Raw genomic sequence first — 24,731 nt, forward strand, 5'->3', positions numbered from 1 at the left:
GGCCGCGCCGCGACGGGCGGCTAACCGGCGCGGTGGACCACCGCGTCGCACATCTCCTCCAGCGCCGCCTTGGCGTCGCACTCCCGCAGCGGGGCGAGCGCCGCGCGTGCGGCCTCGACGTAGCGGATGGTGTCGCGCCGGGCGTGTTCCAGCGCGGGGTGGCGGCGGAAGGCGGCGAGCGCCTCGGCGTGCCGGTCGTCGTCGGTGAGGTCGGAGTCGAGCAGTTCGCACAGGGCGAGGTCCTCGGGGAGCCCGAGCCGGGCCGCCCGCTCGCGCAGCCGGAGCACCGGCAGCGTGGCGATGCCCTCGCGCAGGTCGGTGCCGGGCGTCTTGCCGGACTCGTGGGAGTCGGAGGCGATGTCCAGCACGTCGTCGGCGAGCTGGAAGGCGACGCCGAGGCGCTCGCCGTACTGGGTGAGGACGTCCACGACCGACTCGTCGGCGCCGGACATCATCGCGCCGAAGCGGCAGGCGACGGCGACCAGGGAGCCCGTCTTGCCGGACAGCACGTCCAGGTAGTGCTCGACCGGGTCGCGGCCGTCCGACGGTCCGGCCGTCTCCAGGATCTGCCCCGTGACCAGCCGCTCGAACGCCTCCGCCTGGACCCGCACCGCCTCCGGTCCGAGGTCGGCCAGGATGTGCGACGCGCGCGCGAAGAGGAAGTCGCCGGTGAGCACCGCGACCGAGTTGCCGAAGCGGGTGTTCGCGCTGGGCACCCCGCGCCGCACGTCCGCCTCGTCCATCACGTCGTCGTGGTACAGCGTCGCGAGGTGCGTCAGCTCCACGACCACTGCGGAGGGCACCACGCCGGGCGCGTAGGGGTCGCCGAACTGCGCGGCGAGCATCACCAGCAGCGGACGGAACCGCTTCCCGCCGGCCCGCACCAGGTGCTGCGCGGCATCGGTGATGAAGGGGACCTCGCTCTTGGTGGCCTCGAGCAGTCCCTCCTCGACAGCCGTCAATCCGGCGTGGACATCGGCTTCCAGAGCCTGGTCCCGCACGCTCAGCCCGAACGGCCCGACGACGGTCACGAGGGGTCTCCTGTCTGCTGGTGTCTACTGGGGATTACACGGTTTGTCGATACGTCGCTGCCTTCACTCAAGTCAGCGTATCCGGTCACGTTTCGATCACCGCCAGCGCCCGGCGTTACGGCTCGGCCGGTATCGGATCATGACTGGCGGGTTTCTGACCACCCAGCGGGGATTATTTCGCACCGTTTCGTCCGGTTTCGCACTCTCCCCGAATCGCCGCGACACCCGCCCCCGCCCACTCCGGCAAGCCCACTCCCGCCGCGACGATTTGATAACCCCTTAGCCGCATTTGCCCGTTTTGCCTGACTTGCACGCGACCGTGAGGTCACTCACGTCCCCGTACCCGCGGAATTCACCTGCGCCACACGCGACACCCCTTGAACCGCAGGCCATTTGACCTCCCTGGCGACAAAGGATCAAGTGCGCCAAACCCGCCGGACAGAGATCAAATCGCCCGTGGTGTGACTCCGCCGCTTGTTCCCGGCATGTTCCCTCGCATACGTTCCCGGCCTGTCGGGCGGACGCCGAGTCCTGCCACCGCCCGCACACCACCAACGACCACTCGCACGGCAGGAGCGGGGGACCCAGGTAAGTCGCCGGGCCGGCACGACGCCGGACCGGCTCGGGGTGAAGCCGCGCGTTCCGGCGCGCGGCCGGGCACCTCCCAGCCCGAACCCGACAGCTCACCTCGCAGGCGACGGAGAGGACATTTCGACATGCCCGCAAGCCGTCAGCACAGCCGTGCCCTGACCACCCGCACCGCCCGCCGCCTCGCCCGCAAGCTCGCCGTCGCCGGCACCGGCGCGGCCGTGCTCGCCCTGCCGCTCGTCGGCGCGAGCGGCGCCTCGGCGGCCCCGGCGGCCGCCCCGGCCGCGACGACCGCCACCACCGCCGCGTACACCAACAACCTCGACGGCTGGATCCGCCAGTCGCTCGCGATCATGGCCCAGCACGGCATCCCCGGCACCTACAACGGCATCCACCGCAATGTCATGCGCGAGTCGTCCGGCAACCCGTGGGCGATCAACAACTGGGACTCCAACGCCGCCAAGGGCACGCCCTCCAAGGGCCTGCTCCAGGTGATCGACCCGACCTTCGCCGCCTACCACGTGCCCGGCACCGCCTACGACCCGTACAACCCGGTCTCCAACATCACCGCCGCCTGCAACTACGCGGCCGACCGCTACGGCTCGATCGACAACGTGTTCGGCGCCTACTGAGCCCACCCCCCTCTCAGGGCCCGCGCCCCGTCCCCTCACGGGGTCCCCGCCCACAGACGTTCGAGGACGACGGCCACGCCGTCGTCCTCGTTCGACGTGGTGACCTCGTCGGCGACCGCCTTCAGCTCGGGGTGGGCGTTGGCCATGGCGACGCCGTGCGCGGCCCAGTCGAACATGGGGATGTCGTTGGGCATGTCCCCGAAGGCGATGGTCTGCGCGGGGCGTGCGTCGAGGTGCTGGGCCGCGATCGCCAGGCCGGTCGCCTTGGTCACGCCGCACGGCTGCATCTCCACCGTTCCCGGCCCGGACATGGTGACGGTCGCGAGCGAGCCGACCGCCGCCCGGGCCACCGTCGCCAGCTCGTCGTCCGTCAGGCCGGGGTGGCGCAGCAGCACCTTGCTGATCGGCTCGCTCCACAGGTCGGCGCGCCGGCCGACCCGTACGGCGGGCAGCGTGGGGTGCGGCATCCGGTAACCCGGCTCGATGAGGGTCAGCCCGTCCACGCCGTCCTGGTCGACGGCGGCGTACACCTCCCCCAGCTCGGCCTCGATCTTGCCGAGCGCGGTCTCCGCCAGTTCCCGGTCCAGGGTGACCGACCACAGCAGGCGGTCCGCCCCGGCGTCGTACACCTGCGCGCCCTGCCCGCACACCGCGATCCCCCTGTTCCCGAGTCGCTCCAGCAGCGGGCGCACCCGGGGCGCCGGGCGGCCGGTCACCACGAGGTGGCGGGCGCCTGCCCCCACGGCCCGCCCGAGGGCGGCGAGGGTCCGGTCGGAGACCGTGTCGTCGCCGCGCAGCAGCGTGCCGTCCAGATCGGTGGCGATGAGCGAGTACGCGCCGGGGTCCGCCGAGGGGGCGGTGTGCGGCGCGGGGGCGGAGTGCGCGGCGGGTGCGGTGGTGCGCGCGAGGGGTGCGGCCATGATCAGAGAATACGGACATCCGGCCGGGTCCGTTCACCACCCCGTTCACCGTCTCCGACGTCAACCGGCCCTGGTTCCGGGCGCCTTCACGACACGGCGGAACGGGCCCGCGGGGGACGCTGCCCAAGAGGGCCGCCCCGGCCGTAACGTGTGCGGCGACTACCCGGTCCGCGCGTACGAAAGTGAGGCAGCACCCCATGCCCCCCTTCGATCTCCCCGAGGGCGACCCCTTCGGCCCGCACAACCTTCCGTACGGCGTCTTCTCGCTCACCGACGCCACGGGCTCCCCCGAGTCCGCCGAGCGCCGGGTCGGCGTCCGCCTCGGCGATCACGTCCTCGACGCGGGCGCGGCGGCTCTGGCGCTCGGTTCCCCGTACGCCGACCTGCTCGCCCGGCCGACCCTGAACCCGCTGCTCGCGGCCGGCCGCACCGCCTGGTCGGACGTGCGGCGCGCGCTGACCGCCTGGGTGACGGTGCCCTCCCACCGCGAGACCGTCGCCCCCCTGCTGCACCCCCTGTCCTCGGTGACCCTGCATCTGCCCTTCGAGGTCGCGGACTACGTCGACTTCTACGCCTCCGAGAACCACGCCCGCAACGTCGGCCGGATGTTCCGCCCCGACGCCGCCGACTCGCTCACCCCCAACTGGAAGCATCTGCCGATCGGTTACCACGGCCGCTCCGGCACGGTCGTCGTCTCCGGCACCGACGTCGTCCGCCCCGCCGGCCAGCGCAAGGCCCCGTCCGACGCGGCGCCCGTGTTCGGCCCGTCCGTCCGGCTGGACATCGAGGCGGAGGTCGGCTTCGTCGTCGGGACGCCCTCCCCGATGGGCACGCCGGTGCCGCTGTCGGCCTTCCGCGAGCACGTCTTCGGCCTGTGCCTCCTCAACGACTGGAGCGCACGGGACATCCAGGCCTGGGAGTACGTCCCCCTCGGCCCGTTCCTCGGCAAGTCCTTCGCCACCTCCGTGTCGGCGTGGATCACCCCGCTGGACGCGCTGGACGCGGCGCGCGTGGCCCCGCCGCGGCGGACGCACCCCCTGCTGCCGTACCTGGACGACGGCGACGAGGAGCCCGGCGGCTACGACCTGCGGATCTCGGTCGCCGTCAACGGCCACGTCGTCTCGGAACCCCCGTTCTCCACCATGTACTGGACCGCGGCCCAGCAGCTCGCCCACATGACCGTCAACGGCGCCTCCCTGCGCACCGGCGACCTCTACGGCTCCGGCACGGTCAGCGGGCCCGAGGAGCGTCAGCGCGGCTCGCTGCTGGAGCTGACCTGGAACGGGCGGGACCCGCTCGAACTCCCCGACGGCAGGCGGACCTTCCTGGAGGACGGCGACGTCGTCACCCTCACGGCCTGGGCCCCGGGGGCGGACGGCGCCCGCGTGGGCCTCGGGGAGGTGACGGGGCGCGTCGTCGCGGCCGGCTGAACCTCGCGGGCGCTCCACGGGGTTGGGCGGCGCCGCCCGGGACGAGGTGGCGCCGCACCCCTGACTCCGGCGGCCCGTCGCCGTCATACTGGCGGCGTACGGTGCACGCCGGAGCGTCGCGCGCGGCGCCGCACCGCCTCGTCGCGCGCACCGCCCCGCACCGCAGCCGCCCCACTCCCGACCAGGATCCGGAGCCCGTGGCATGACCGTCTGCCTGCTCCTGCTGAGCCTCCTCGCCCTGACGGCCGCCGTACCGGCCCCCCGCGCCCTGACCCGGGCCGCGTGGACCGAACGCGAACCCGTGGTCGGGCTGTGGGTGTGGCAGTGCCTGGTCGCCACCGTCCTGCTGTGCTGCCTGGCCGCGCTCGTCCTGGGCGCGGCGGCCCTCTTCCAGACCGTGCGCGACCATGTCTTCGCGCCCGCGCCGCCCGCCGTCACCGCCGCCTACGACCTGTCCGCCGCCCCGGCCTGGGCTGCTGCCCTCACCCTGCTGCTGGCCTGCGGCGCCGCCTGGACGACGGCGATGCTCACCCGCGAGCTGGCCGAGGCCCGCCGCCGCCGCGGCCGGGCCCGCGCGCACCTGCGGGAACGCGCCCCCGACCTGCCCGCCGGGCTGCCGGCCTCCCGCGGCCCGCTGCTCGTGCTGGAGGACGAGTACCCGGACGCCTGGTGGATGCCCGGCCACCCTTCCCAGCTGGTCGTCACCACCGGGGCGCTGCACCGCCTCACCGACCACCAGCTGGACGCGGTCCTCACCCATGAGCGCGGCCACGCCCGCGCCCGCCACGACTGGCTGCTGCATCTGTCCACCGCCCTCGCCACCGGCTTCCCCCGGGTCCCGCTCTTCGCCCACTTCTGCGACCAGACGCGCCGGCTGGTCGAACTCGCCGCCGACGACACGGCCTCCCGCCGCTGCGGCCACCTGACCACCGCGTTGGCCCTGATCGAGCTGAACCAGCACCGGGGCGTGCTGTCCTGCGCCTCCAGCCGCCGGCTGCTGGGCGAACGTGTGGACCGCCTGCTGGCCCCGCCGCCCCGGCTGGACCGGCGGCACCGCGCCCTCACCACCACGGTCGCCGGCCTGGCCCCTCTGCTGCCCCTGCTGATCACCTTCGCCCCGGGGCTGACGGCACTGGGCTGAAAGAGCGCGCGCCCCCGCCCGCCTACGCCCAGTCCTCGGGCTCGGGCTCCGGGGCGGGCTCCAGGTCGGGCTCCGGGTCCGACTCCCACTCCCGTCCGGGCTCCGCACCGCCGCCGCCCCCGCTCAGCGAGGCCAGCACCGCCACCACGCCCTCCCCGTAGGTCGCCAGCTTCTTCTCGCCGACCCCGCTGATCCCGCCGAGCTGCGCGACCGACGTGGGCCAGACCGTGGCGATCTCCCTCAGCGTGGCGTCATGGAAGATCACGTACGCCGGGACGCCCTGCTCCCGGGCCTGCTCCGCACGCCAGGCGCGCAGGGCCTCGAAGGCGGGGAGCAGTTCCTCGGGCAGCTCGGCCACCGCTGCCTTGGCCTTGCGCTCGCCCCGCCCGGACGAGGAACCCGACGCCTTCGCCGCCACCGGCTTCTTCGGCTCCTTGCGCAGCGGCACCTCCCGCTCGCGCCGCAGGACCGCGCCGCTGGCCTCGGTCAGCACCAGCGTCCCGTACTCCCCCTCGACCGCGAGCAGCCCCTGGGCCAGCAGCTGCCGGATGACGCCCCGCCACTCGCCCTCGGTCAGCTCCTGCCCGATGCCGAACACGGACAGCTGGTCGTGGTCGAACTGGATCACCTTGGCGGTCCGCTTGCCGAGCAGGATGTCGACGATCTGCACCGCGCCGAACTTCTGCCCCCGCTCCCGCTGGAGCCGCACCACCGTCGACAGCACCTTCTGCGCCGCGACCGTGCCGTCCCAGGTCTCCGGCGGGGTCAGGCACGTGTCGCAGTTGCCGCAGGCCTCCCGCTCGGGGTCCTGGCCGAAGTAGGCGAGCAGCCGGGCCCGGCGGCACTGGGCGGTCTCGCACAGCGCGAGCATCGCGTCGAGGTGGGCCTGCGCCCGGCGCCGGAACGCCTCGTCGCCCTCGCCGGACTGGATCAGCTTGCGCTGCTGGATGACGTCGCCCAGCCCGTACGCCATCCACGCCGTGGACGGCAGTCCGTCGCGGCCGGCGCGGCCGGTCTCCTGGTAGTAGCCCTCGACGGACTTGGGCAGGTCGAGGTGGGCGACGAAGCGGACGTCCGGCTTGTCGATGCCCATGCCGAAGGCGATGGTCGCCACCACGACCAGGCCCTCCTCCCGCAGGAACCGGGACTGGTGCGCGGCGCGGGTGCCCGCGTCCAGACCGGCGTGGTACGGGACCGCCTCGATGCCGTTCCTGCTGAGGAACTCGGCCGTCTTCTCCACGGAGTTGCGGGACAGGCAGTACACGATGCCCGCGTCGCCGGGGTGCTCCTCGCGGAGGAACGAGAGCAGCTGCTTCTTGGGGTCGGCCTTGGGGACGATGCGGTACTGGATGTTGGGCCGGTCGAAGCTGGCCACGAAGTGCCGGGCGCGCGGCATGTTCAGCCGCTGGGTGATCTCCTGGTGGGTCGCACGGGTGGCCGTCGCCGTGAGCGCGATCCGCGGGACGTCGGGCCAGCGCTCGCCGAGCAGGGACAGCGCGAGATAGTCGGGGCGGAAGTCGTGGCCCCACTGGGACACGCAGTGCGCCTCGTCGATGGCGAAGACGGAGATCTTGCCGCGGGAGAGGAGGTCCAGCGTGGACTCCAGCCGCAGCCGTTCCGGAGCGAGGTAGACGACGTCCAGCTCCCCGGCGAGGAACTCCGCCTCCACCGTCCGCCGCTCGTCGAAGTCCTGCGTGGAGTTCATGAACCCGGCGCGCACGCCGAGCGCCCGCAGCGCGTCCACCTGGTCCTGCATCAGGGCGATGAGCGGCGAGACGACGACGCCCGTGCCCGGTCTGACCAGGGCCGGGATCTGGTAGCACAGCGACTTTCCGGCGCCGGTCGGCATCAGGACGACGGCGTCGCCGCCGGCCACCACATGCTCGACGACCGCTTCCTGCTCGCCGCGGAAGGCCTCGTACCCGAAGACCTTGCGCAGCGTGGCCACCGCCTCGCTCTCGGCTACCGCTGTCATCGCACCGATCCCGCCCGTCCCGCCCATCGCCGGCCCCCCGTACGTCGCGTCTCGACCACTGCGTCCACGATAGGCGTCCGCACCGACAGGCCCGGAAGTTGTCCACAGACCCGCCTCCGGGAAAGCCGGCAAGAACACGACGATCGGTCACACGTGTGCGGGTGTTCCACTCGCGCGCACGTCGAGGAAGGTCGCCGCCCCCTTTTCCCCCGTCGACGTGTACCTCATCGCGATCAGGACCCGGCGCGACGAGAACGGGTGAGCCCGTACGGCGACGGCCCGGCGCCCCGCTCACGCGGGGCGCCGGGCCGTCGCCGCATCGGCGCGCAGCGGATCAGCGCACGAACACCCCCGCGTCGCCCGCCAGTTCCAGGAAGTACTGCGGCGCCACGCCCAGCACCAGCGTGACCGCGACGCCCACCCCGATCGCCGTCACCGTCAGCGGGGACGGGACCGCGACCGTCGGGCCCTCGGGCCGCGGTTCGCTGAAGAACATCAGGACGATGACGCGGATGTAGAAGAACGCCGCGATCGCCGAGGAGATCACGCCGACCACGACCAGCGGGCCCGCGCCGCCCTCCGCCGCCGCCTTGAACACGGCGAACTTGCCCGCGAAGCCGGACGTGAGCGGAATGCCCGCGAAGGCCAGCAGGAAGACCGCGAACACCGCCGCCACCAGGGGCGACCGGCGGCCGAGCCCGGCCCACTTGGACAGGTGCGTCGCCTCGCCGCCCGCGTCCCGCACCAGCGTGACCACCGCGAACGCGCCGATCGTCACGAACGAGTACGCGGCCAGGTAGAAGAGGACGGACGAGACGCCCTCGGGCGTGGTGGCGATGACGCCGGCGAGGATGAAGCCCGCGTGCGCGATCGACGAGTAGGCCAGGAGCCGTTTGATGTCGGTCTGGGTGATGGCGATGATCGCGCCGCCCAGCATGGTGACGATCGCCACGCCCCACATCACCGGCCGCCAGTCCCAGCGCAGCCCCGGCAGCACCACGTACAGGATGCGCAGGAGCGCGCCGAAGGCGGCCACCTTGGTCGCCGCCGCCATGAAGCCGGTGACCGGCGTCGGCGCGCCCTGGTAGACGTCCGGCGTCCACATGTGGAACGGCACCGCGCCGACCTTGAACAGCAGGCCCATCACGATCAGCGCCGCCCCGAGCAGCAGCAGCGCGTCGTTGCCCATGGTGTTGGCGAGCGCCGGGGTGACCTCCGGGACCGTGCCGTCGACGACCCGCGCGATCGTCGCATACGACATCGAGCCCGAGTAGCCGTACAGCAGGGCGATGCCGAACAGCGTGAACGCGGAGGCGAACGCACCGAGCAGGAAGTACTTGACCGCGGCCTCCTGCGACATCAGCCGCTTGCGCCGGGCCAGCGCGCACATCAGGTACAGCGGCAGGGAGAAGACCTCCAGCGCCACGAACAGCGTCAGCAGGTCGTTCGCCGCCGGGAAGAGCAGCATGCCGGCGACCGCGAACAGCAGCAGCGGGAACACCTCGGTGGTGGCGAACCCGGCCCTGACCGCGGCCTTCTCGCTGTCGCTGCCCGGCACGGAGGCGGCCTGGGCGGCGAAGGAGTCGACCCGGTTGCCGTGCGCCGCGGGGTCGAGGCGCCGCTCGGCGAAGGTGAACAGGCTGACCAGCGCGGCCAGCAGAATGGTGCCCTGGAGGAACAGGGCCGGTCCGTCGACCGCGATGGCGCCCATCGCGGCGATGCGGGCCTTGGTGGTGCCGTACCCGTCCGCCGCGAGGGCGACGGTGCCCGCGAAGGCGGCGGCGAGGCCGACGACGCAGACGAACATCTGGGCGTAGTACCGGGACTTGCGCGGCACGAACGCCTCGACGAGCACCCCGACGATCGCCGCGCCCAGCACGATCAGGATGGGCGACAGCTGCCCGTATTCGATCTTCGGCGCGTCGATCTTCGAGATCGGGTCGGCCGCGGTTGTCCACAGGCTGTGGACGGCTGTTGTGCTCACTTGGCCGCCTCCACGTCGGGTTCCGGGTCCTTCTTGTCGACGTCGGACATGGTGTGCTTCACGGCCGGGTTCACGATGTCCGTGACGGGCTTCGGGTAGACGCCCAGGAAGACCAGCAGCACGATCAGCGGCGCCACCACCACCAGTTCGCGCACCCGCAGGTCCGGCATCGTGGCGACCTCCGCCTTCACCGGGCCCGTCATCGTCCGCTGGTAGAGGACGAGGGTGTAGAGCGCGGCGAGGACGATGCCGAGGGTGGCGATGATGCCGATCACCGGGTAGCGCGCGAAGGTGCCGACCAGGACCAGGAACTCGCTGACGAACGGCGCGAGCCCCGGCAGCGACAGGGTGGCGAGGCCGCCGATCAGGAAGGTGCCGGCGAGCACCGGGGCGACCTTCTGCACACCGCCGTAGTCGGCGATGAGCCGCGAGCCGCGCCGCGAGATCAGGAAGCCCGCCACCAGCATCAGCGCGGCCGTCGAGATCCCGTGGTTGACCATGTAGAGCGTCGCGCCGGAGTGGCCCTGGCTGGTCATCGCGAAGATGCCCATGATGATGAAGCCGAAGTGCGAGATCGACGCGTACGCCACCAGGCGCTTGATGTCGCGCTGGCCGACCGCGAGCAGCGCCCCGTAGATGATGCTGATCAGGGCCAGCACCAGGACGACCGGCGTCGCCCACTCCGACGCCTCCGGGAACAGCCCGAGGCAGAAGCGGAGCATCGCGAAGGTGCCGACCTTGTCCACGACCGCCGTGATCAGGACGGCGACCGGGGCGGTGGCCTCCCCCATGGCGTTGGGCAGCCAGGTGTGCAGCGGCCACAACGGGGCCTTGACCGCGAAGGCGAAGAAGAAGCCGAGGAACAGCCAGCGTTCGGTGTTCGTCGCCATCTCCAGCGAGCCGCTCGCCCGCGCCTCGGCGATCTCCTGGAGCGAGAAGCTCCCGGCGGCCACGTACAGGCCGATCACCGCGGCCAGCATGATCAGACCGCCGGCCAGGTTGTACAGCAGGAACTTCACGGCCGCGTACGACCGCTGGGTCGAGGCCGCCTTCTCGCCGTGCTCGTGGGCACGGTCCCCGAAGCCGCCGATGAGGAAGTACATCGGGATCAGCATGGCTTCGAAGAAGATGTAGAAGAGGAAGACGTCGGTGGCCTCGAAGGAGATGATCACCATCGCCTCGACGGCCAGGATCAGGGCGAAGAAGCCCTGCGTGGGCCGCCACCGGTTGCTGCCGGTCTCCAGCGGGTCGGCGTCGTGCCAGCCGGCCAGGATGATGAACGGGATCAGCAGGGCGGTCAGCGCGATCAGCGCCACCGCGATGCCGTCCACGCCCAGCTCGTACCGGACGCCGAACTCCGCGATCCAGGAGTGCGACTCGGTGAGCTGGTAGCGGGCGCCGTCGGGGTCGAAGCGGACCAGGACCGCCACGGCGAGGGCGAGCGTGGCGAGCGAGACCAGCAGGGCCAGCCACTTGGCGGCGGTGCGCCGCGCGGCCGGCACGGCGGCCGTGGCGATGGCCCCCACCGCCGGGAGCACCGCCGTCGCTGTCAGCAGAGGAAAGGACATCGGTATCAGACCGCCCTCATCAGCAGGGTCGCGGCGACGAGGACCGCCGCACCGCCGAACATCGAGACCGCGTACGACCGCGCGAAGCCGTTCTGCAGCCTGCGCATCCGCCCGGACAGGCCGCCGACCGAGGCCGCCGTGCCGTTGACCACTCCGTCGACCAGGGTGTGGTCGACGTACACCAGGGAGCGCGTGAGGTGCTCGCCGCCGCGGACCAGGACGACGTGGTTGAAGTCGTCCTGGAGCAGGTCGCGGCGGGCGGCCCGGGTGAGCAGCGACCCGCGCGGGGCGACGACCGGGATCGGGCGGCGGCCGTACTGGAGGTAGGCCAGGCCGACGCCGAGGACCATCACGGCGACCGTGCACAGCGTGACCGTGAGGGCGCTGAGCGGCGGGTGTCCGTGGTCCGGGTGGCCGGTGACCGGCTCCAGCCAGTGCACGAAGCGGTCGCCGATGCTGAAGAACATGCCTCCGAAGACCGATCCGACCGCGAGCACGATCATGGGGATGGTCATCACCTTGGGCGACTCGTGCGGGTGCGGCTCGGCGTGCGCGCCGTGGTGCTCGGCCGCGGGTTCGGCGCTCGGCGCCTCCGGCGAGGGGGTCGGCCGGTGGCGCCAGCGCTCCTCGCCGAAGAACGTCATCAGCATCACGCGGGTCATGTAGAACGCGGTGATGGCCGCGCCCAGCAGCGCGCAGCCGCCGAGGATCCAGCCCTCCGCGCCGCCCTTCGCGAACGCCGCCTCGATGATCTTGTCCTTGGTGTAGAAGCCGGACAGGAACGGGAAGCCGATGATCGCGAGGTAGCCGAGGCCGAAGGTGATGAACGTGATCGGCATGTACTTGCGCAGGCCGCCGTACTTGCGCATGTCGACCTCGTCGTTCATGCCGTGCATGACCGAGCCGGCGCCGAGGAACAGCCCGGCCTTGAAGAAGCCGTGCGTCACCAGGTGCATGATCGCGAAGATGTAGCCGATCGGGCCGAGGCCCGCGGCCAGCACCATGTACCCGATCTGCGACATCGTCGAGCCGGCCAGCGCCTTCTTGATGTCGTCCTTCGCACAACCGACGATCGCACCGAACAGCAGCGTGACCGCGCCGACGATGGTCACCACGAGCTGGGCGTCCGGCGCAGCGTTGAAGATCGCCCCGGAGCGGACGATCAGATACACGCCGGCCGTCACCATGGTCGCCGCGTGGATGAGGGCCGAGACCGGGGTCGGGCCCTCCATCGCGTCCCCGAGCCAGGACTGCAGCGGCACCTGGGCGGACTTGCCGCAGGCGGCGAGCAGCAGCATCAGGCCGATCGCGGTGAGCGTGCCCTCCGAGGTCTCCCCCACGCCGTCGAGCACCGGCCCGAAGGCGAAGGTGCCGAAGGTGGTGAACATCAGCATGATCGCGATCGACAGACCGACGTCGCCGACGCGGTTGACCAGGAAGGCCTTCTTGGCGGCGGTGGCGGCGCTGGGCTTGTGCTGCCAGAAGCCGATCAGCAGGTAGGAGGCGAGACCCACGCCCTCCCAGCCGACGTACAGCAGCAGGTAGTTGTCGGCGAGGACGAGGACCAGCATCGCCGCGAGGAACAGGTTGAGATAGCCGAAGAAGCGGCGGCGCCGCTCGTCGTGCTCCATGTACCCGATCGAGTACACGTGGATGAGCGAGCCGACGCCGGTGATCAGCAGCACGAACGTCATGGACAGCTGGTCGAGGCGCAGGGCCGCGTCGGCCTGGAAGCCCTCGACCGGGATCCAGCTGAACAGGTGCTTCGTGACCGTCCGGTGCTCGGCGTCCTTGCCCAGCAGGTCGGCGAAGAGGACGACGCCGAGGGCGAAGGAGACGGCGGCGAGGAGCGTGCCGATCCAGTGGCCGACGGCGTCCAGCCGCCGGCCACCGCACAGCAGGACGACCGCTCCGAGCAAGGGCGCCGCGATCAGCAGCGCAATCAGGTTCTCCACGATTCTTCCGACCCCTTACAGCTTCATCAGGCTGGCGTCGTCGACCGAGGCCGAGTGGCGGGAACGGAACAGCGACACGATGATCGCCAGCCCGACCACGACCTCCGCCGCGGCGACGACCATCGTGAAGAACGCGATGATCTGGCCGTCCAGGTTGCCGTGCATCCGGGAGAAGGCGACGAAGGCGAGGTTGCAGGCGTTGAGCATCAGCTCCACGCACATGAACAGCACGATGGCGTTCCGCCTGATCAGCACGCCGGTCGCGCCGATCGTGAACAGCAGGGCCGCGAGATACAGGTAGTTGACGGGGTTCACTTCGACGCCTCCTCGGTCCGCCGGAAGTGCGGCGGCTCGATCGCCTTGCGCTCCAGGCGTTCCTCCGCGCGCTGCTCCAGCGCCCGTAGGTCGTTCAGCGCCTCGGTGGACACGTCGCGGATCTGGCCGCGCTCGCGCAGCGTCTTGTTGACCGTCAGCTCGGACGGGGTGCCGTCGGGCAGCAGACCGGCGATGTCGACCGCGTTGTGCCGGGCGTAGACGCCGGGCGCGGGCAGCGGCGGAAGCTGCTTGCCCTCGCGGACGCGCTGCTCGGCCAGCTCGCGCTGGGTCTTCGCGCGCTCGGTGCGCTCGCGGTGGGTGAGCACCATGGCGCCGACGGCGGCCGTGATCAGCAGGGCGCCGGTCAGTTCGAAGGCGAAGACGTACTTGGTGAAGATGAGGGCGGCCAGGCCCTCGACGTTGCCGCCCGCGTTGGCCTGGCCGGTGCCGTTGAACTCCGTGAGGGAGGCGTTGCCGATGCCGCCGACCAGCAGGACGCCGAAGCCGAGCCCGCACAGCAGGGCCAGCCAGCGCTGGCCCTTGATGGTCTCCTTCAGCGAGTCCGCGGCGGTGACGCCGACGAGCATCACCACGAACAGGAACAGCATCATGATCGCGCCGGTGTAGACGACGATCTGCACGATGCCCAGGAAGTAGGCGCCGTTGGCGAGGTAGAACACCGCCAGCACGATCATGGTGCCGGCGAGACAGAGCGCGCTGTGCACGGCCCGCCGCATGAAGACGGTGCACAGGGCGCCGATCACCGCGACGGTGCCGAGGATCCAGAACTGGACGGCCTCTCCGGTGGAGGTGGAGTAGGCGGCGAGTTGCGCGGTCATCGGCCGATCACCTTCTCCGACGCCGGCTCGCTCTCCCCGAAGGTCGAGTCCGCCTCCTGCACGGTCTCGCCCTTGGAGACGGCGACCTGCCGCTCCGTGCCCGGCGCGGCCTCCGTCACCAGGCCGCGGTAGTAGTCCTGTTCGTCCGTGCCCGGGTGGATGGCGTGGGGCGTGTCGACCATGCCGTCCTCGAGGCCGGCGAGCAGCTGCTCCTTGGTGTAGATGAGGTTGGCGCGGCTGGAGTCGGCCAGCTCGAACTCGTTGGTCATGGTCAGCGCGCGCGTGGGGCACGCCTCGATGCACAGTCCGCACAGGATGCAGCGGGCGTAGTTGATCTGGTAGACGCGGCCGTACCGCTCGCCCGGCGAGTAGCGCTCCTCGTCGGTGTTGTCCGCGCCCTCCACGTAGATGGCGTCGGCGGGGCAGGCCCAGGCGCACAGCTCGCAGCCGACGCACTTCTCCAGGCCGTCCGGATGGCGGTTGAGCTGGTGCCGTCCGTGGAACCGCGGGGCCGTGGTCTTCTGCTGCTCCGGGTACTGCTCGGTCAGCCGCTTCTTGAACATGGCCTTGAAGGTCACGCCGAAGCCGGCGGCGGGGTTGAGGAAACCGGGCTTGGTCTGCCCGGCCTCCTTCGGCTCCTCAGCCATCGGACGCCTCCTTTCCATCCGTAGATCCGCCCAAAGATCCGTCACTGTGAGTATCGGGCCCGCCACTGACAATCAGCTCCCGCTCCCGGCGCGAGGGGCGCCGCGGCACCGGCGGCAGCTCCTGTCCGGGCAGCGGCGGCACGGGGAATCCGCCCGCCGTCGGGTCGAACTCCTCGGTCCGCCCCGGCGGTTCGGCGGCGGGCTTGTCGCGCTCGCGGAAGAAGTCCGCGACGAACGAGAGGAGCAGCAGGGCGAGCACACCGCCGCCGACGTAGAGGGCGATGTCGGTGAATTCGTAGTTCTCGTTGCGCAGGGCCCGCACGGTCGCGACCATCATCAGCCAGGCCAGGGAGACCGGGATGAGGACCTTCCAGCCGAGCTTCATCAGCTGGTCGTAGCGGACGCGGGGCAGCGAGCCGCGCAGCCAGACGAACAGGAACAGCAGCAGCTGCACCTTGAGCAGGAACCACAGCAGCGGCCACCAGCCGTGGTTGGCGCCCTCCCAGAAGGTGCTGACCGGCCACGGCGCCCGCCAGCCGCCCAGGAACAGGGTCACGGACACCGCCGAGACGGTGATCATGTTCGCGTACTCCGCGAGCATGAACAGAGCGAACTTGATCGACGAGTACTCGGTGTTGAACCCGCCGACCAGGTCGCCCTCGGACTCCGGCATGTCGAACGGGGCCCGGTTCGTCTCGCCCACCATGGTCACGATGTAGATCAGGAAGGAGACCGGCAGCAGCACGACGTACCAGCGGTCGGCCTGCGCCTCGACGATCGCCGTGGTCGACATCGAACCGGAGTAGAGGAACACCGAGGCGAAGGCGGCGCCCATGGCGATCTCGTACGAGATCATCTGCGCGCAGGACCGCAGGCCGCCGAGGAGCGGATAGGTGGATCCGGAGCTCCAGCCGGCGAGCACGATGCCGTAGATGCCGACCGAGGCGACCGCGAGGATGTACAGCATCGCGATCGGCAGATCGGTCAGCTGCATCGTGGTGCGCTGGCCGAAGATCGAGATCTCGTTGCCGGCCGGGCCGAAGGGGATCACCGCGATCGCCATGAAGGCCGGGACGGTCGCGATGATCGGCGCGAGGATGTAGACCATCTTGTCCGCGCGCTTGACGACGACGTCCTCCTTCAGCATCAGCTTGATGCCGTCCAGGAGCGACTGGAGCATGCCCCAGGGGCCGTGCCGGTTGGGGCCGATGCGCAGCTGCATCCAGGCGACGACCTTGCGCTCCCAGACGATGGCGAACAGCACCGACAGCAGCACGAAGACGAAGCAGAACACCGCCTTGATCGCGACGAGCCACCAGGGGTCGCGGCCGAAGATCGAGAGGTCTGCAGCGGCGAGGTACGGGCTCATGCCTCCACCTCCTTGAGGGCTTCGTCGGCGGGCGTCGCCGGACCGATACGGACGAGGGAGCCGGGCACGGCGCCGGTGTCGGAGGCGACGCCGCCGCCGACGGAGTTCAGCGGGAGCCAGACCACGCGGTCGGGCATCTCGGTGATCTGAAGCGGCAGTTCGACGGTGCCGGCGGCGCCGGTCACGGCGATCGTGCCGCCGTCCTCGACGCCGGCCTCGGCGGCCGTGGCGGCGGACACGCGCGCGCGTGCCGCGTGCCGGGTGCCGGCGAGCGCCTCGTCCCCCTGCTGGAGGAGGCCCAGGTCGAGGAGGAGCCGGTGCCCGGCGAGCACGGCCTCCCCGGCGGCGGGCCGTGGCAGCACGCCCGCGCTCTCCAGCGGGTCGGCCGCCCGGGGTCCGGACCAGGCGCCGAGCCGGTCCAGCTCCGCGCGCGTGGTGCGCAGATCCGGCAGCCCCAGGTGCACGTCCATGGCGTCGGCCAGCATCTGCAGCACCCGCGCGTCGGTGGGCTCGACCCGCCGGGTCATCTGGTCGGGCTTGAGCGCGGGCTCGAACAGGCGCACCCTGCCCTCCCAGTTGAGGAAGGTGCCGGCCTTCTCGGCGACCGCGGCCACCGGCAGCACCACGTCCGCCAGCTCGGTCACCTCGCTGGGACGCAGCTCCAGCGAGACCAGGAAGCCGACCTCGGCGAGGGCGGCACGCGCGCGTGCCGGGTCGGGCAGGTCGGCCACCTCCACGCCCGCCACCAGCAGTGCCTGCAGCTCGCCGCCCAGGGCGGCGCCGATGATCTGGCCGGTGTCGCGGCCGTAGCGCAGCGGCAGTTCGGCGACGCCCCAGACGGCGGCGACCTCCTCACGGGCGCGCGGGTCGGTCGCCGGGCGCCCGCCCGGCAGCAGCGAGGGCAGCGCGCCGGCCTCGATCGCCCCGCGCTCCCCGGCCCGCCGCGGGATCCACACCAGCCGGGCGCCGGTCGCGGTGGCCGCCCGCACGGCGGCGGTCAGACCGCCGGCGACGGCGGCCAGCCGCTCGCCGACGACGATCACCGCCCCCTCGCCGCGCAGCGCCTGTGCCGCCGCGACCCCGGAGTCCTCCAGGCCGACCTCGCTCGCGAGGGCGTCCAGCCACTCGGTCTCGGTGCCGGGCGCGGCGGGCAGCAGCGTGCCGCCGGCCTTCTCCAGGCCGCGCGTGGCGTGCGTGGCCAGCGAGAACACCCGCTGTCCGTGCGCCCGCCAGGCCTTGCGCAGCCGCAGGAAGACGCCGGGCGCCTCCTCCTCGGACTCGAACCCGACCAGCAGCACGGCCGGCGCCTTCTCCAGGGCGGCGTACGTGACGCCGGTGCCGTCGAGGTCGCGGCCCCGTCCGGCGACCCGGGCGGCGAGGAAGTCGGCCTCCTCTCCGCTGTGCACCCGCGCGCGGAAGTCGATGTCGTTGGTGTCGAGCGCCACCCGCGCGAACTTGCTGTAGGCGTAGGCGTCCTCGACGGTCAGCCGGCCGCCGGTCAGCACGCCGGTGCGGCCTCGCGAGGCGAGCAGGCCCTGCGCGGCGATCTGCAGCGCCTCGGGCCAGGAGGCCGGGACGAGGTCGCCCTCGGCGTTGCGCACCAGGGGCGTCGTCAGCCGGTCCCGCTGCTGCGCGTAGCGGAAGGCGAAACGGCCCTTGTCGCAGATCCACTCCTCGTTGACCTCGGGGTCGTTGGCGGCGAGCCGCCGCATGACCTTGCCGCGCCGGTGGTCGGTGCGGGTCGCGCAGCCGCCGGAGCAGTGTTCGCACACCGACGGGGAGGAGATCAGGTCGAAGGGGCGGGAGCGGAAGCGGTAGGCGGCCGAGGTGAGCGCGCCGACCGGGCAGATCTGGATGGTGTTGCCGGAGAAGTACGACTCGAAGGGGTCGCCCTCGCCTGTGCCGACCTGCTGGAGCGCGCCCCGCTCCAGCAGCTCGATCATCGGGTCGCCCGCGATCTGGTTGGAGAACCGCGTGCAGCGGGCGCACAGGACGCACCGCTCGCGGTCGAGCAGCACCTGCGTGGAGATCGGGACCGGCTTCTCGTAGGTCCGCTTCTTGCCCTCGAAGCGGGACTCGGCGTTGCCGTGCGACATGGCCTGGTTCTGCAGCGGGCACTCGCCGCCCTTGTCGCAGACCGGGCAGTCCAGCGGGTGGTTGATGAGCAGCAGCTCCATCACGCCGTGCTGCGCCTTCTCGGCGACCGGCGAGGTGAGCTGAGTCTTCACCACCATTCCGTCCGTACAGGTGATCGTGCAGGACGCCATGGGCTTGCGCTGGCCCTCGACCTCGACGATGCACTGGCGGCAGGCGCCGGCCGGGTCGAGGAGCGGGTGGTCGCAGAAGCGGGGGATCTCGATGCCGAGCTGCTCGGCGGCGCGGATGACCAGGGTGCCCTTGGGCACGCTGATCTCGGCGCCGTCGATCGTCAGCGTGACGAGGTCCTCGGGCGGGACTGCGGCCTCGCCCCCTCCGGAGGAGCGCCGGCCCGCGGCGGAGCCGCTCTCGGACTGCTGAACGGTCATGCGTTCACCTCCGTACGGTCGGCCCAGGCCGTCGACTTGGCCGGGTCGAAGGGGCAGCCGCGGCCGGTGATGTGCTGCTCGTACTCCTCGCGGAAGTACTTCAGCGAGGAGAAGATCGGCGCGGCGGCGCCGTCGCCGAGGGCGCAGAAGGACTTGCCGTTGATGTTGTCGGCGATGTCGTTCAGCTTGTCGAGGTCGGACATGCGGCCCTTGCCGGCCTCGATGTCGCGCAGCAACTGCACGAGCCAGTAGGTGCCTTCGCGGCACGGTGTGCACTTGCCGCAGGACTCGTGGGCGTAGAACTCGGTCCAGCGGGTGACGGCGCGCACGACGCAGGTGGTCTCGTCGAAGCACTGCAGGGCCTTGGTGCCGAGCATGGAGCCGGCGGCGCCGACGCCCTCGTAGTCGAGCGGGACGTCGAGGTGCTCGTCGGTGAACATGGGCGTCGAGGAGCCGCCCGGCGTCCAGAACTTCAGCCGGTGGCCCGGCCGCATCCCGCCGCCCATGTCGAGCAGCTGGCGCAGCGTGACGCCGAGCGGGGCCTCGTACTGGCCGGGGCTGGCGACGTGGCCGCTGAGCGAGTAGAGCGTGAAGCCCGGGGACTTCTCGCTGCCCATCGACCTGAACCATTCCTTGCCGTTGTTCAGGATGGCGGGAACCGACGCGATCGATTCGACGTTGTTCACCACAGTGGGGCAGGCGTAGAGGCCCGCGACGGCGGGGAAGGGGGGACGCAGCCGGGGCTGGCCGCGGCGGCCTTCGAGCGAGTCGAGCAGCGCGGTCTCCTCACCGCAGATGTACGCGCCCGCGCCCGCGTGGACGGTGAGTTCCAGGTCGAGTCCGCTGCCGAGGACGTTCTCGCCGAGGTAGCCGGCCTCGTAGGCCTCGCGCACGGCGGAGTGCAGCCGCCGCAGCACGGGGACGACCTCGCCGCGCAGGTAGATGAAGGCGTGCGAGGACCTGATGGCGTAGCACGCGATGACGATGCCCTCGATCAGGCTGTGCGGGTTGGCGAACAGGAGCGGGATGTCCTTGCAGGTGCCCGGCTCCGATTCGTCGGCGTTGACGACGAGGTAGTGCGGCTTGCCGTCGCCCTGGGGGATGAACTGCCACTTCATCCCGGTCGGGAATCCCGCGCCGCCGCGGCCGCGCAGCCCGGAGTCCTTGACGTAGGCGATCAGGTCGTCGGGCGCCATCGCGAGCGCCTTGCGGAGCCCTTCGTACCCTCCGTGCCTGCGGTAGACGTCCAGCGTCCAGGACTCGTCCTCGTCCCAGAAGGCCGACAGCACGGGTGCCAGCAGCTTCTCCGGGCTGGTGTCCTTCACCTCGGGTGCCAAGGTCATCACTCCCCCTCCTCGGCGGTCGGGCCTGCCGGGTGGGCAGGGTCGGATGCCGACGTCTTCTGGGGCGCGTCGTGCGAGCTGGCGTGCTCGCCGGGCGACGGCTCGGACAGGGCGCGGTCGCGCGGCGGTACGTCGTCGTGCGGTCCGCCCTCGCGCGGGTGGACCACCCGGGCGGGCGCGGTCTCGCCCTTGGCCAGGCGCAGGCCCACCAGTGAGGCCGGTCCGGCGCTGCCGCCCGCCGCGACGGCGCCCTCCCGCTCGTCGGGGAAGCCCGCCAGGATGCGGGCCGTCTCCTTGAAGGTGCACAGCGGGGCGCCGCGGGTGGGCGTGACGGGTTGGCCCGCGCGCAGGTCGTCGACGAGGCGCAGGACGGTCTCGGGCGTCTGGTTGTCGAAGAACTCCCAGTTGACCATCACGACCGGCGCGTAGTCGCAGGCGGCGTTGCACTCGATGTGCTCGAGGGTGACCTTGCCGTCGTCGGTGGTCTCGCCGTTGCCGAGGCCGAGGTGCTCCTGGAGCGCCTCGAAGATCGCGTCACCGCCCATCACCGCGCACAGCGTGTTGGTGCAGACGCCGACCTGGTAGTCGCCGGACGGCCTGCGCCGGTACATGGTGTAGAAGGTGGCGACCGCGGTGACCTCGGCCGTGGTCAGCTCCAGCATGTCCGCGCAGAACCGCATCCCGGTGCGGGTGACGTACCCCTCCTCCGACTGCACCAGGTGCAGCATCGGCAGCAGGGCCGAGCGGGAGTCGGGGTAGCGGGCGATGATCGCGCGCGCGTCCCGCTCCAGCCGGGCCCGGACGTCGTCCGGGTAGCCGGGCGCCGGCAGCTCGGGCATGCCCAGGCTGACGCCCCGCTCGGAAGAAGAGGTGCTCACCGGTCGACGCCTCCCATCACGGGGTCGATGGACGCGACGGCGACGATCACGTCGGCGACCTGGCCGCCCTCGCACATCGCCGCCATGGCCTGCAGGTTGGTGAAGGACGGGTCGCGGAAGTGGACCCGGTAGGGGCGGGTGCCGCCGTCGGACACGGCGTGCACGCCCAGCTCGCCCTTGGGCGACTCGACCGCGGCGTACGCCTGCCCCGGCGGGACCCGGAAGCCCTCGGTGACCAGCTTGAAGTGGTGGATCAGGGCCTCCATGGAGGTGCCCATGATCTTCTTGATGTGGTCGAGGGAGTTGCCGAGGCCGTCCGGCCCGAGGGCGAGCTGGGCGGGCCAGGCGATCTTCTTGTCGGCGACCATGACCGGGCCGGGCTCGAGCCGGTCCAGACACTGCTCGACGATCCGCAGCGACTGGCGCATCTCCTCCAGCCGGATCAGGAAGCGACCGTAGGCGTCGCAGGTGTCGGCGGTCGGGACGTCGAAGTCGTACGTCTCGTAGTCGCAGTACGGCTGCGCCTTGCGCAGGTCGTGCGGCAGGCCGGTGGAGCGCAGGATGGGGCCGGTGGCGCCGAGGGCCATGCAGCCGGCCAGGTCGAGATAGCCGATGTCCTGCATGCGGGCCTTGAAGATGGGGTTCCCGGTGGCGAGCTTGTCGTACTCCGGGAGGTTCTTCTTCATCTTCTTCACGAACTCGCGGATCTGGTCCACCGCGCCGGGCGGCAGGTCCTGGGCGAGTCCGCCGGGGCGGATGTACGCGTGGTTCATCCGCAGGCCCGTGATGAGCTCGTAGATGTCGAGGATCATTTCACGATCACGGAAGCCGTAGATCATGATCGTGGTCGCGCCGAGTTCCATGCCGCCGGTGGCGATGCAGACCAGGTGCGAGGAGAGCCGGTTCAGCTCCATCAGCAGCACCCGGACGATCTTGGCGCGCTCGGTGATCTGGTCCTCGATGCCGAGGAGTTTCTCGACGGCGAGACAGTAGGCGGTCTCGTTGAAGAAGGACGTGAGGTAGTCCATCCGCGTCACGAACGTGGTGCCCTGCGTCCAGGTGCGGAACTCGAGGTTCTTCTCGATCCCGGTGTGCAGGTAGCCGATGCCGCAGCGGGCCTCGGTGACCGTCTCGCCCTCGATCTCCAGGATGAGCCGGAGCACCCCGTGGGTGGAGGGGTGCTGGGGGCCCATGTTGACGATGATGCGCTCGTCGTCGGCGCGGGCCGCGGACTGGACGACTTCGTCCCAGTCGCCGCCGGTGACCGTGTAGACGGTGCCCTCGGTGGTCTCCCTGGGGGAGGCGTGGGAAGTGCTCACGAGTACGACCTCCGCTGGTCCGGAGCCGGGATCTGGGCGCCCTTGTACTCGACGGGGATGCCGCCGAGGGGGTAGTCCTTGCGCTGCGGGAAGCCCTGCCAGTCGTCCGGCATCATGATCCGCGTCAGGGCCGGGTGACCGTCGAAGACGATCCCGAAGAAGTCGTAGGTCTCGCGCTCGTGCCAGTCGTTGGTCGGGTACACGGAGACCAGCGACGGGATGTGCCGGTCGCCGTCCGGGCAGCTGACCTCGAGGCGGATCAGCCGGTTGTGGGTGATCGAGCGCAGGTGGTAGACCGCGTGCAGCTCGCGGCCCTTGTCGTTCGGGTAGTGCACGCCGCTCACACCGGTGCACAGCTCGAAGCGCAGCGCCGGGTCGTCGCGCAGGGTGCGGGCGACGCGGACCAGGTGCTCGCGCTCGATGTGGAAGGTCAGCTCGCCGCGGTCGACGACCGTCTTCTCGATCGCGTTGTCCGGCAGCAGCCCCTGCTCCTCCAGGGCGCCCTCCAGCTCGTCGGCGACCTCGTCGAACCAGCCGCCGTAGGGGCGGGCCGAGGGGCCGGGCAGCCGGACGGAGCGGACCAGGCCGCCGTAGCCGGAGGTGTCCCCGCCGTTGTTCGCGCCGAACATGCCGCGCTGGACGCGGATCTCCTCGCCGCCGTCGCCGCGCTGTCCGGGGAGGTTCGAGGCCGAGAGCTCCTTCTCGGGGTTCGGCCCGCCGGCGCCGTTCGCCTCGCTCATCGCAGCAGCCCCTTCATCTCGATCGTGGGCAGTGCCTTGAGCGCCGCTTCCTCCGCCTCGCGGGCCGCCTCCTCGGCGTTCACGCCGAGCTTGGAGCTCTGGATCTTCTGGTGGAGCTTGAGGATGGCGTCCAGCAGCATCTCGGGGCGCGGCGGGCAGCCGGGCAGGTAGATGTCGACCGGCACGATGTGGTCGACGCCCTGGACGATCGCGTAGTTGTTGAACATGCCGCCCGAGGAGGCGCAGACCCCCATGGAGATCACCCACTTGGGATTCGGCATCTGGTCGTAGACCTGCCGCAGCACCGGCGCCATCTTCTGGCTGACCCGGCCCGCGACGATCATGAGGTCCGCCTGGCGGGGCGAACCGCGGAAGACCTCCATGCCGAAGCGCGCCAGGTCGTAACGGCCGGCGCCGGTGGTCATCATCTCGATGGCGCAGCAGGCGAGGCCGAAGGTGGCGGGGAAGACCGACGACTTGCGCACCCAGCCCGCGGCCTGCTCGACGGTGGTGAGCAGGAATCCGCTCGGCAGCTTTTCTTCGAGTCCCATGACGTAAAGCCCCTCAGTCCCATTCCAGGCCGCCGCGCCGCCACACGTACGCGTAGGCGACGAAGACGGTGAGCACGAAGAGCAGCATCTCCACGAGCCCGAACACACCGAGGGCGTCGAAGGTGACGGCCCACGGGTAGAGGAAGACGATCTCGATGTCGAAGACGATGAAGAGCATCGCCGTCAGGTAGTACTTGATGGGGAAGCGCCCGCCGCCGGCCGGCGTGGGGGTCGGCTCGATTCCGCACTCGTAAGCCTCGAGCTTGGCGCGGTTGTACCGCTTCGGACCGATCAGCGTGGCCATGACCACGGAGAAGATCGCAAAGCCTGCCCCGAGGGCTCCCAGTACGAGGATGGGCGCATACGCGTTCACCGCTCCTCGCTCCTCTCAGTCGGCACTGACTGCTGGCGGGTGGTACCTGGCTGGTGACCCAAGATCGAGAACATGTGAAGCAGGTCACAAGCCCAACTGCCTCGCATCTTATGCCCGCCGCTCTGTGATCTGCGACACGGGGTATCCCACTGAGTTTGTGATCTCCACCACCTGATGAAGGATCATGAAGTCGGATGAGCGGCGATCTTCGCACGGGAAGCGCTCAAGTGATCACCAGACGTGACATTTCCGCTCGTCGGCGCAGGTCCGAGCGGGTTCGAGGAGACGTCTCAATATCAAGAGAGTTCCGGCGCATGCAAATTGGCACTGGACGCGGCGGCTTGATAGTGGACCGCGTTCACACCCCGGAGGGAGCGCGGGGCGGGGTGTGGACGCGTGCACGCGTTCACGAGCGCGGGTGCGCCGAGCCTGCCCGGCCGGACGCGGCCGATTCGGTAACCGTTCCGTGACCTCCGCCACATCCACGAGAGGCCCCTGAGAACCGGGCTTGGCCAACCATCCCAACCGATGGTAGGTCGCGGGCAATTCGGACGTAATGAAGAAAACCCGTGATCAAGGGCCTGAGACGCCGCGTCCGTATTGTCCGT

20 protein-coding genes and 1 riboswitch are annotated in these 24,731 nt (G+C 71.0%); of the genes, 3 read left to right on the forward strand and 17 right to left on the reverse strand.

Features of this window, described 5'->3' with window-relative positions; genetic code table 11:
- Positions 1–20: 20 nt before the first annotated feature.
- On the reverse strand, positions 21–1,031 hold the full coding sequence (locus ABZY13_RS19560; RefSeq protein WP_356632314.1) for a polyprenyl synthetase family protein: 1,011 nt from the start codon (positions 1,029–1,031) through the stop codon (positions 21–23).
- Between the two features lie 545 nt (positions 1,032–1,576).
- A riboswitch (cyclic di-AMP (ydaO/yuaA leader) is annotated at positions 1,577–1,743 on the forward strand.
- 4 nt (positions 1,744–1,747) lie between these two features.
- Between ABZY13_RS19560 and ABZY13_RS19565 the strand changes: the two genes are divergently transcribed.
- Complete coding sequence (locus ABZY13_RS19565; RefSeq protein WP_356632316.1) at positions 1,748–2,251, forward strand: transglycosylase SLT domain-containing protein; 504 nt, start codon at positions 1,748–1,750, stop codon at positions 2,249–2,251.
- A gap of 35 nt (positions 2,252–2,286) precedes the next feature.
- Here ABZY13_RS19565 and ABZY13_RS19570 read toward each other — a convergent pair whose 3' ends face one another.
- On the reverse strand, positions 2,287–3,171 hold the full coding sequence (locus tag ABZY13_RS19570) for an HAD family hydrolase (RefSeq protein ID WP_356632318.1): 885 nt from the start codon (positions 3,169–3,171) through the stop codon (positions 2,287–2,289).
- 197 nt (positions 3,172–3,368) lie between these two features.
- Between ABZY13_RS19570 and fahA the strand changes: the two genes are divergently transcribed.
- Positions 3,369–4,601, forward strand: a complete 1,233-nt coding sequence (gene fahA, locus ABZY13_RS19575) for a fumarylacetoacetase (protein ID WP_356632320.1) — start codon at positions 3,369–3,371, stop codon at positions 4,599–4,601.
- Between the two features lie 202 nt (positions 4,602–4,803).
- Complete coding sequence (locus tag ABZY13_RS19580) at positions 4,804–5,742, forward strand: M56 family metallopeptidase (protein ID WP_356632322.1); 939 nt, start codon at positions 4,804–4,806, stop codon at positions 5,740–5,742.
- 22 nt (positions 5,743–5,764) lie between these two features.
- Here the strand turns inward: ABZY13_RS19580 and recQ are convergent, their stop codons facing one another.
- From recQ to ABZY13_RS19655, 15 genes are all read right to left on the reverse strand, one after another.
- The gene (gene recQ, locus ABZY13_RS19585) at positions 5,765–7,744 is read right to left on the reverse strand and encodes a DNA helicase RecQ (protein ID WP_356632324.1); all 1,980 of its coding nucleotides are present in this window, start codon (positions 7,742–7,744) and stop codon (positions 5,765–5,767) included.
- A 307-nt stretch (positions 7,745–8,051) separates the two neighbouring features.
- Positions 8,052–9,701: an NADH-quinone oxidoreductase subunit NuoN gene (gene nuoN / locus ABZY13_RS19590; RefSeq protein WP_356632326.1), complete on the reverse strand. Its 1,650-nt coding sequence runs from the start codon at positions 9,699–9,701 to the stop codon at positions 8,052–8,054.
- The gene (locus ABZY13_RS19595; protein WP_356632328.1) at positions 9,698–11,269 is read right to left on the reverse strand and encodes an NADH-quinone oxidoreductase subunit M; all 1,572 of its coding nucleotides are present in this window, start codon (positions 11,267–11,269) and stop codon (positions 9,698–9,700) included. Before ABZY13_RS19595 ends, nuoN begins: the two co-directional genes overlap by 4 nt.
- Before the next feature lie 5 nt (positions 11,270–11,274).
- Positions 11,275–13,224, reverse strand: coding sequence for an NADH-quinone oxidoreductase subunit L (gene nuoL, locus ABZY13_RS19600; RefSeq protein WP_356632330.1), 1,950 nt, complete (start codon positions 13,222–13,224; stop codon positions 11,275–11,277).
- A gap of 15 nt (positions 13,225–13,239) precedes the next feature.
- The gene (gene nuoK, locus ABZY13_RS19605) at positions 13,240–13,539 is read right to left on the reverse strand and encodes an NADH-quinone oxidoreductase subunit NuoK (protein ID WP_100598032.1); all 300 of its coding nucleotides are present in this window, start codon (positions 13,537–13,539) and stop codon (positions 13,240–13,242) included.
- On the reverse strand, positions 13,536–14,378 hold the full coding sequence (locus tag ABZY13_RS19610; protein WP_356632332.1) for an NADH-quinone oxidoreductase subunit J: 843 nt from the start codon (positions 14,376–14,378) through the stop codon (positions 13,536–13,538). The genes nuoK and ABZY13_RS19610 overlap by 4 nt, the downstream gene beginning before the upstream one ends.
- Complete coding sequence (gene nuoI / locus ABZY13_RS19615) at positions 14,375–15,025, reverse strand: NADH-quinone oxidoreductase subunit NuoI (RefSeq protein WP_356632334.1); 651 nt, start codon at positions 15,023–15,025, stop codon at positions 14,375–14,377. The genes ABZY13_RS19610 and nuoI overlap by 4 nt, the downstream gene beginning before the upstream one ends.
- Positions 15,018–16,394, reverse strand: a complete 1,377-nt coding sequence (gene nuoH / locus ABZY13_RS19620; RefSeq protein ID WP_356632336.1) for an NADH-quinone oxidoreductase subunit NuoH — start codon at positions 16,392–16,394, stop codon at positions 15,018–15,020. Before nuoH ends, nuoI begins: the two co-directional genes overlap by 8 nt.
- Entirely contained in the window at positions 16,391–18,919 is a 2,529-nt protein-coding gene (locus ABZY13_RS19625; RefSeq protein ID WP_356632338.1) for an NADH-quinone oxidoreductase subunit G, read from the reverse strand. Before ABZY13_RS19625 ends, nuoH begins: the two co-directional genes overlap by 4 nt.
- Complete coding sequence (gene nuoF / locus ABZY13_RS19630; RefSeq protein WP_356632340.1) at positions 18,916–20,265, reverse strand: NADH-quinone oxidoreductase subunit NuoF; 1,350 nt, start codon at positions 20,263–20,265, stop codon at positions 18,916–18,918. The genes ABZY13_RS19625 and nuoF overlap by 4 nt, the downstream gene beginning before the upstream one ends.
- Complete coding sequence (gene nuoE, locus ABZY13_RS19635; RefSeq protein WP_356632342.1) at positions 20,262–21,140, reverse strand: NADH-quinone oxidoreductase subunit NuoE; 879 nt, start codon at positions 21,138–21,140, stop codon at positions 20,262–20,264. Before nuoE ends, nuoF begins: the two co-directional genes overlap by 4 nt.
- A complete protein-coding gene (locus tag ABZY13_RS19640; RefSeq protein ID WP_356632344.1) occupies positions 21,137–22,459 on the reverse strand; it encodes an NADH-quinone oxidoreductase subunit D in 1,323 nt (440 codons plus the stop codon). The genes nuoE and ABZY13_RS19640 overlap by 4 nt, the downstream gene beginning before the upstream one ends.
- Positions 22,456–23,199 (reverse strand): NADH-quinone oxidoreductase subunit C, encoded by a 744-nt coding sequence (locus ABZY13_RS19645; protein WP_356632346.1) that lies wholly within the window; start codon positions 23,197–23,199, stop codon positions 22,456–22,458. Before ABZY13_RS19645 ends, ABZY13_RS19640 begins: the two co-directional genes overlap by 4 nt.
- Positions 23,196–23,750 (reverse strand): NADH-quinone oxidoreductase subunit B, encoded by a 555-nt coding sequence (locus ABZY13_RS19650; protein WP_031141109.1) that lies wholly within the window; start codon positions 23,748–23,750, stop codon positions 23,196–23,198. Before ABZY13_RS19650 ends, ABZY13_RS19645 begins: the two co-directional genes overlap by 4 nt.
- A 13-nt stretch (positions 23,751–23,763) precedes the next feature.
- Complete coding sequence (locus ABZY13_RS19655; protein WP_007383963.1) at positions 23,764–24,123, reverse strand: NADH-quinone oxidoreductase subunit A; 360 nt, start codon at positions 24,121–24,123, stop codon at positions 23,764–23,766.
- Positions 24,124–24,731: the final 608 nt, after the last annotated feature.

The organism is Streptomyces sp. NPDC006610, assembly GCF_040611575.1.
Taxonomy (GTDB): Bacteria; Actinomycetota; Actinomycetes; order Streptomycetales; family Streptomycetaceae; genus Streptomyces.

Bases quoted from the DNA above. Each gene is read 5' to 3' on its own strand.
- ABZY13_RS19565 (WP_356632316.1), top strand. From the start codon at position 1,748: ATGCCCGCAAGCCGTCAGCACAGCCGTGCCCTGACCACCCGCACCGCC.
- ABZY13_RS19570 (WP_356632318.1), bottom strand. From the start codon at position 3,171: ATGGCCGCACCCCTCGCGCGCACCACCGCACCCGCCGCGCACTCCGCC.
- fahA (WP_356632320.1), top strand. From the start codon at position 3,369: ATGCCCCCCTTCGATCTCCCCGAGGGCGACCCCTTCGGCCCGCACAAC.
- ABZY13_RS19580 (WP_356632322.1), top strand. From the start codon at position 4,804: ATGACCGTCTGCCTGCTCCTGCTGAGCCTCCTCGCCCTGACGGCCGCC.
- recQ (WP_356632324.1), bottom strand. From the start codon at position 7,744: ATGGGCGGGACGGGCGGGATCGGTGCGATGACAGCGGTAGCCGAGAGC.
- ABZY13_RS19595 (WP_356632328.1), bottom strand. From the start codon at position 11,269: ATGTCCTTTCCTCTGCTGACAGCGACGGCGGTGCTCCCGGCGGTGGGG.
- ABZY13_RS19610 (WP_356632332.1), bottom strand. From the start codon at position 14,378: ATGACCGCGCAACTCGCCGCCTACTCCACCTCCACCGGAGAGGCCGTC.
- nuoI (WP_356632334.1), bottom strand. From the start codon at position 15,025: ATGGCTGAGGAGCCGAAGGAGGCCGGGCAGACCAAGCCCGGTTTCCTC.
- nuoH (WP_356632336.1), bottom strand. From the start codon at position 16,394: ATGAGCCCGTACCTCGCCGCTGCAGACCTCTCGATCTTCGGCCGCGAC.
- ABZY13_RS19625 (WP_356632338.1), bottom strand. From the start codon at position 18,919: ATGACCGTTCAGCAGTCCGAGAGCGGCTCCGCCGCGGGCCGGCGCTCC.
- ABZY13_RS19645 (WP_356632346.1), bottom strand. From the start codon at position 23,199: ATGAGCGAGGCGAACGGCGCCGGCGGGCCGAACCCCGAGAAGGAGCTC.
- ABZY13_RS19650 (WP_031141109.1), bottom strand. From the start codon at position 23,750: ATGGGACTCGAAGAAAAGCTGCCGAGCGGATTCCTGCTCACCACCGTC.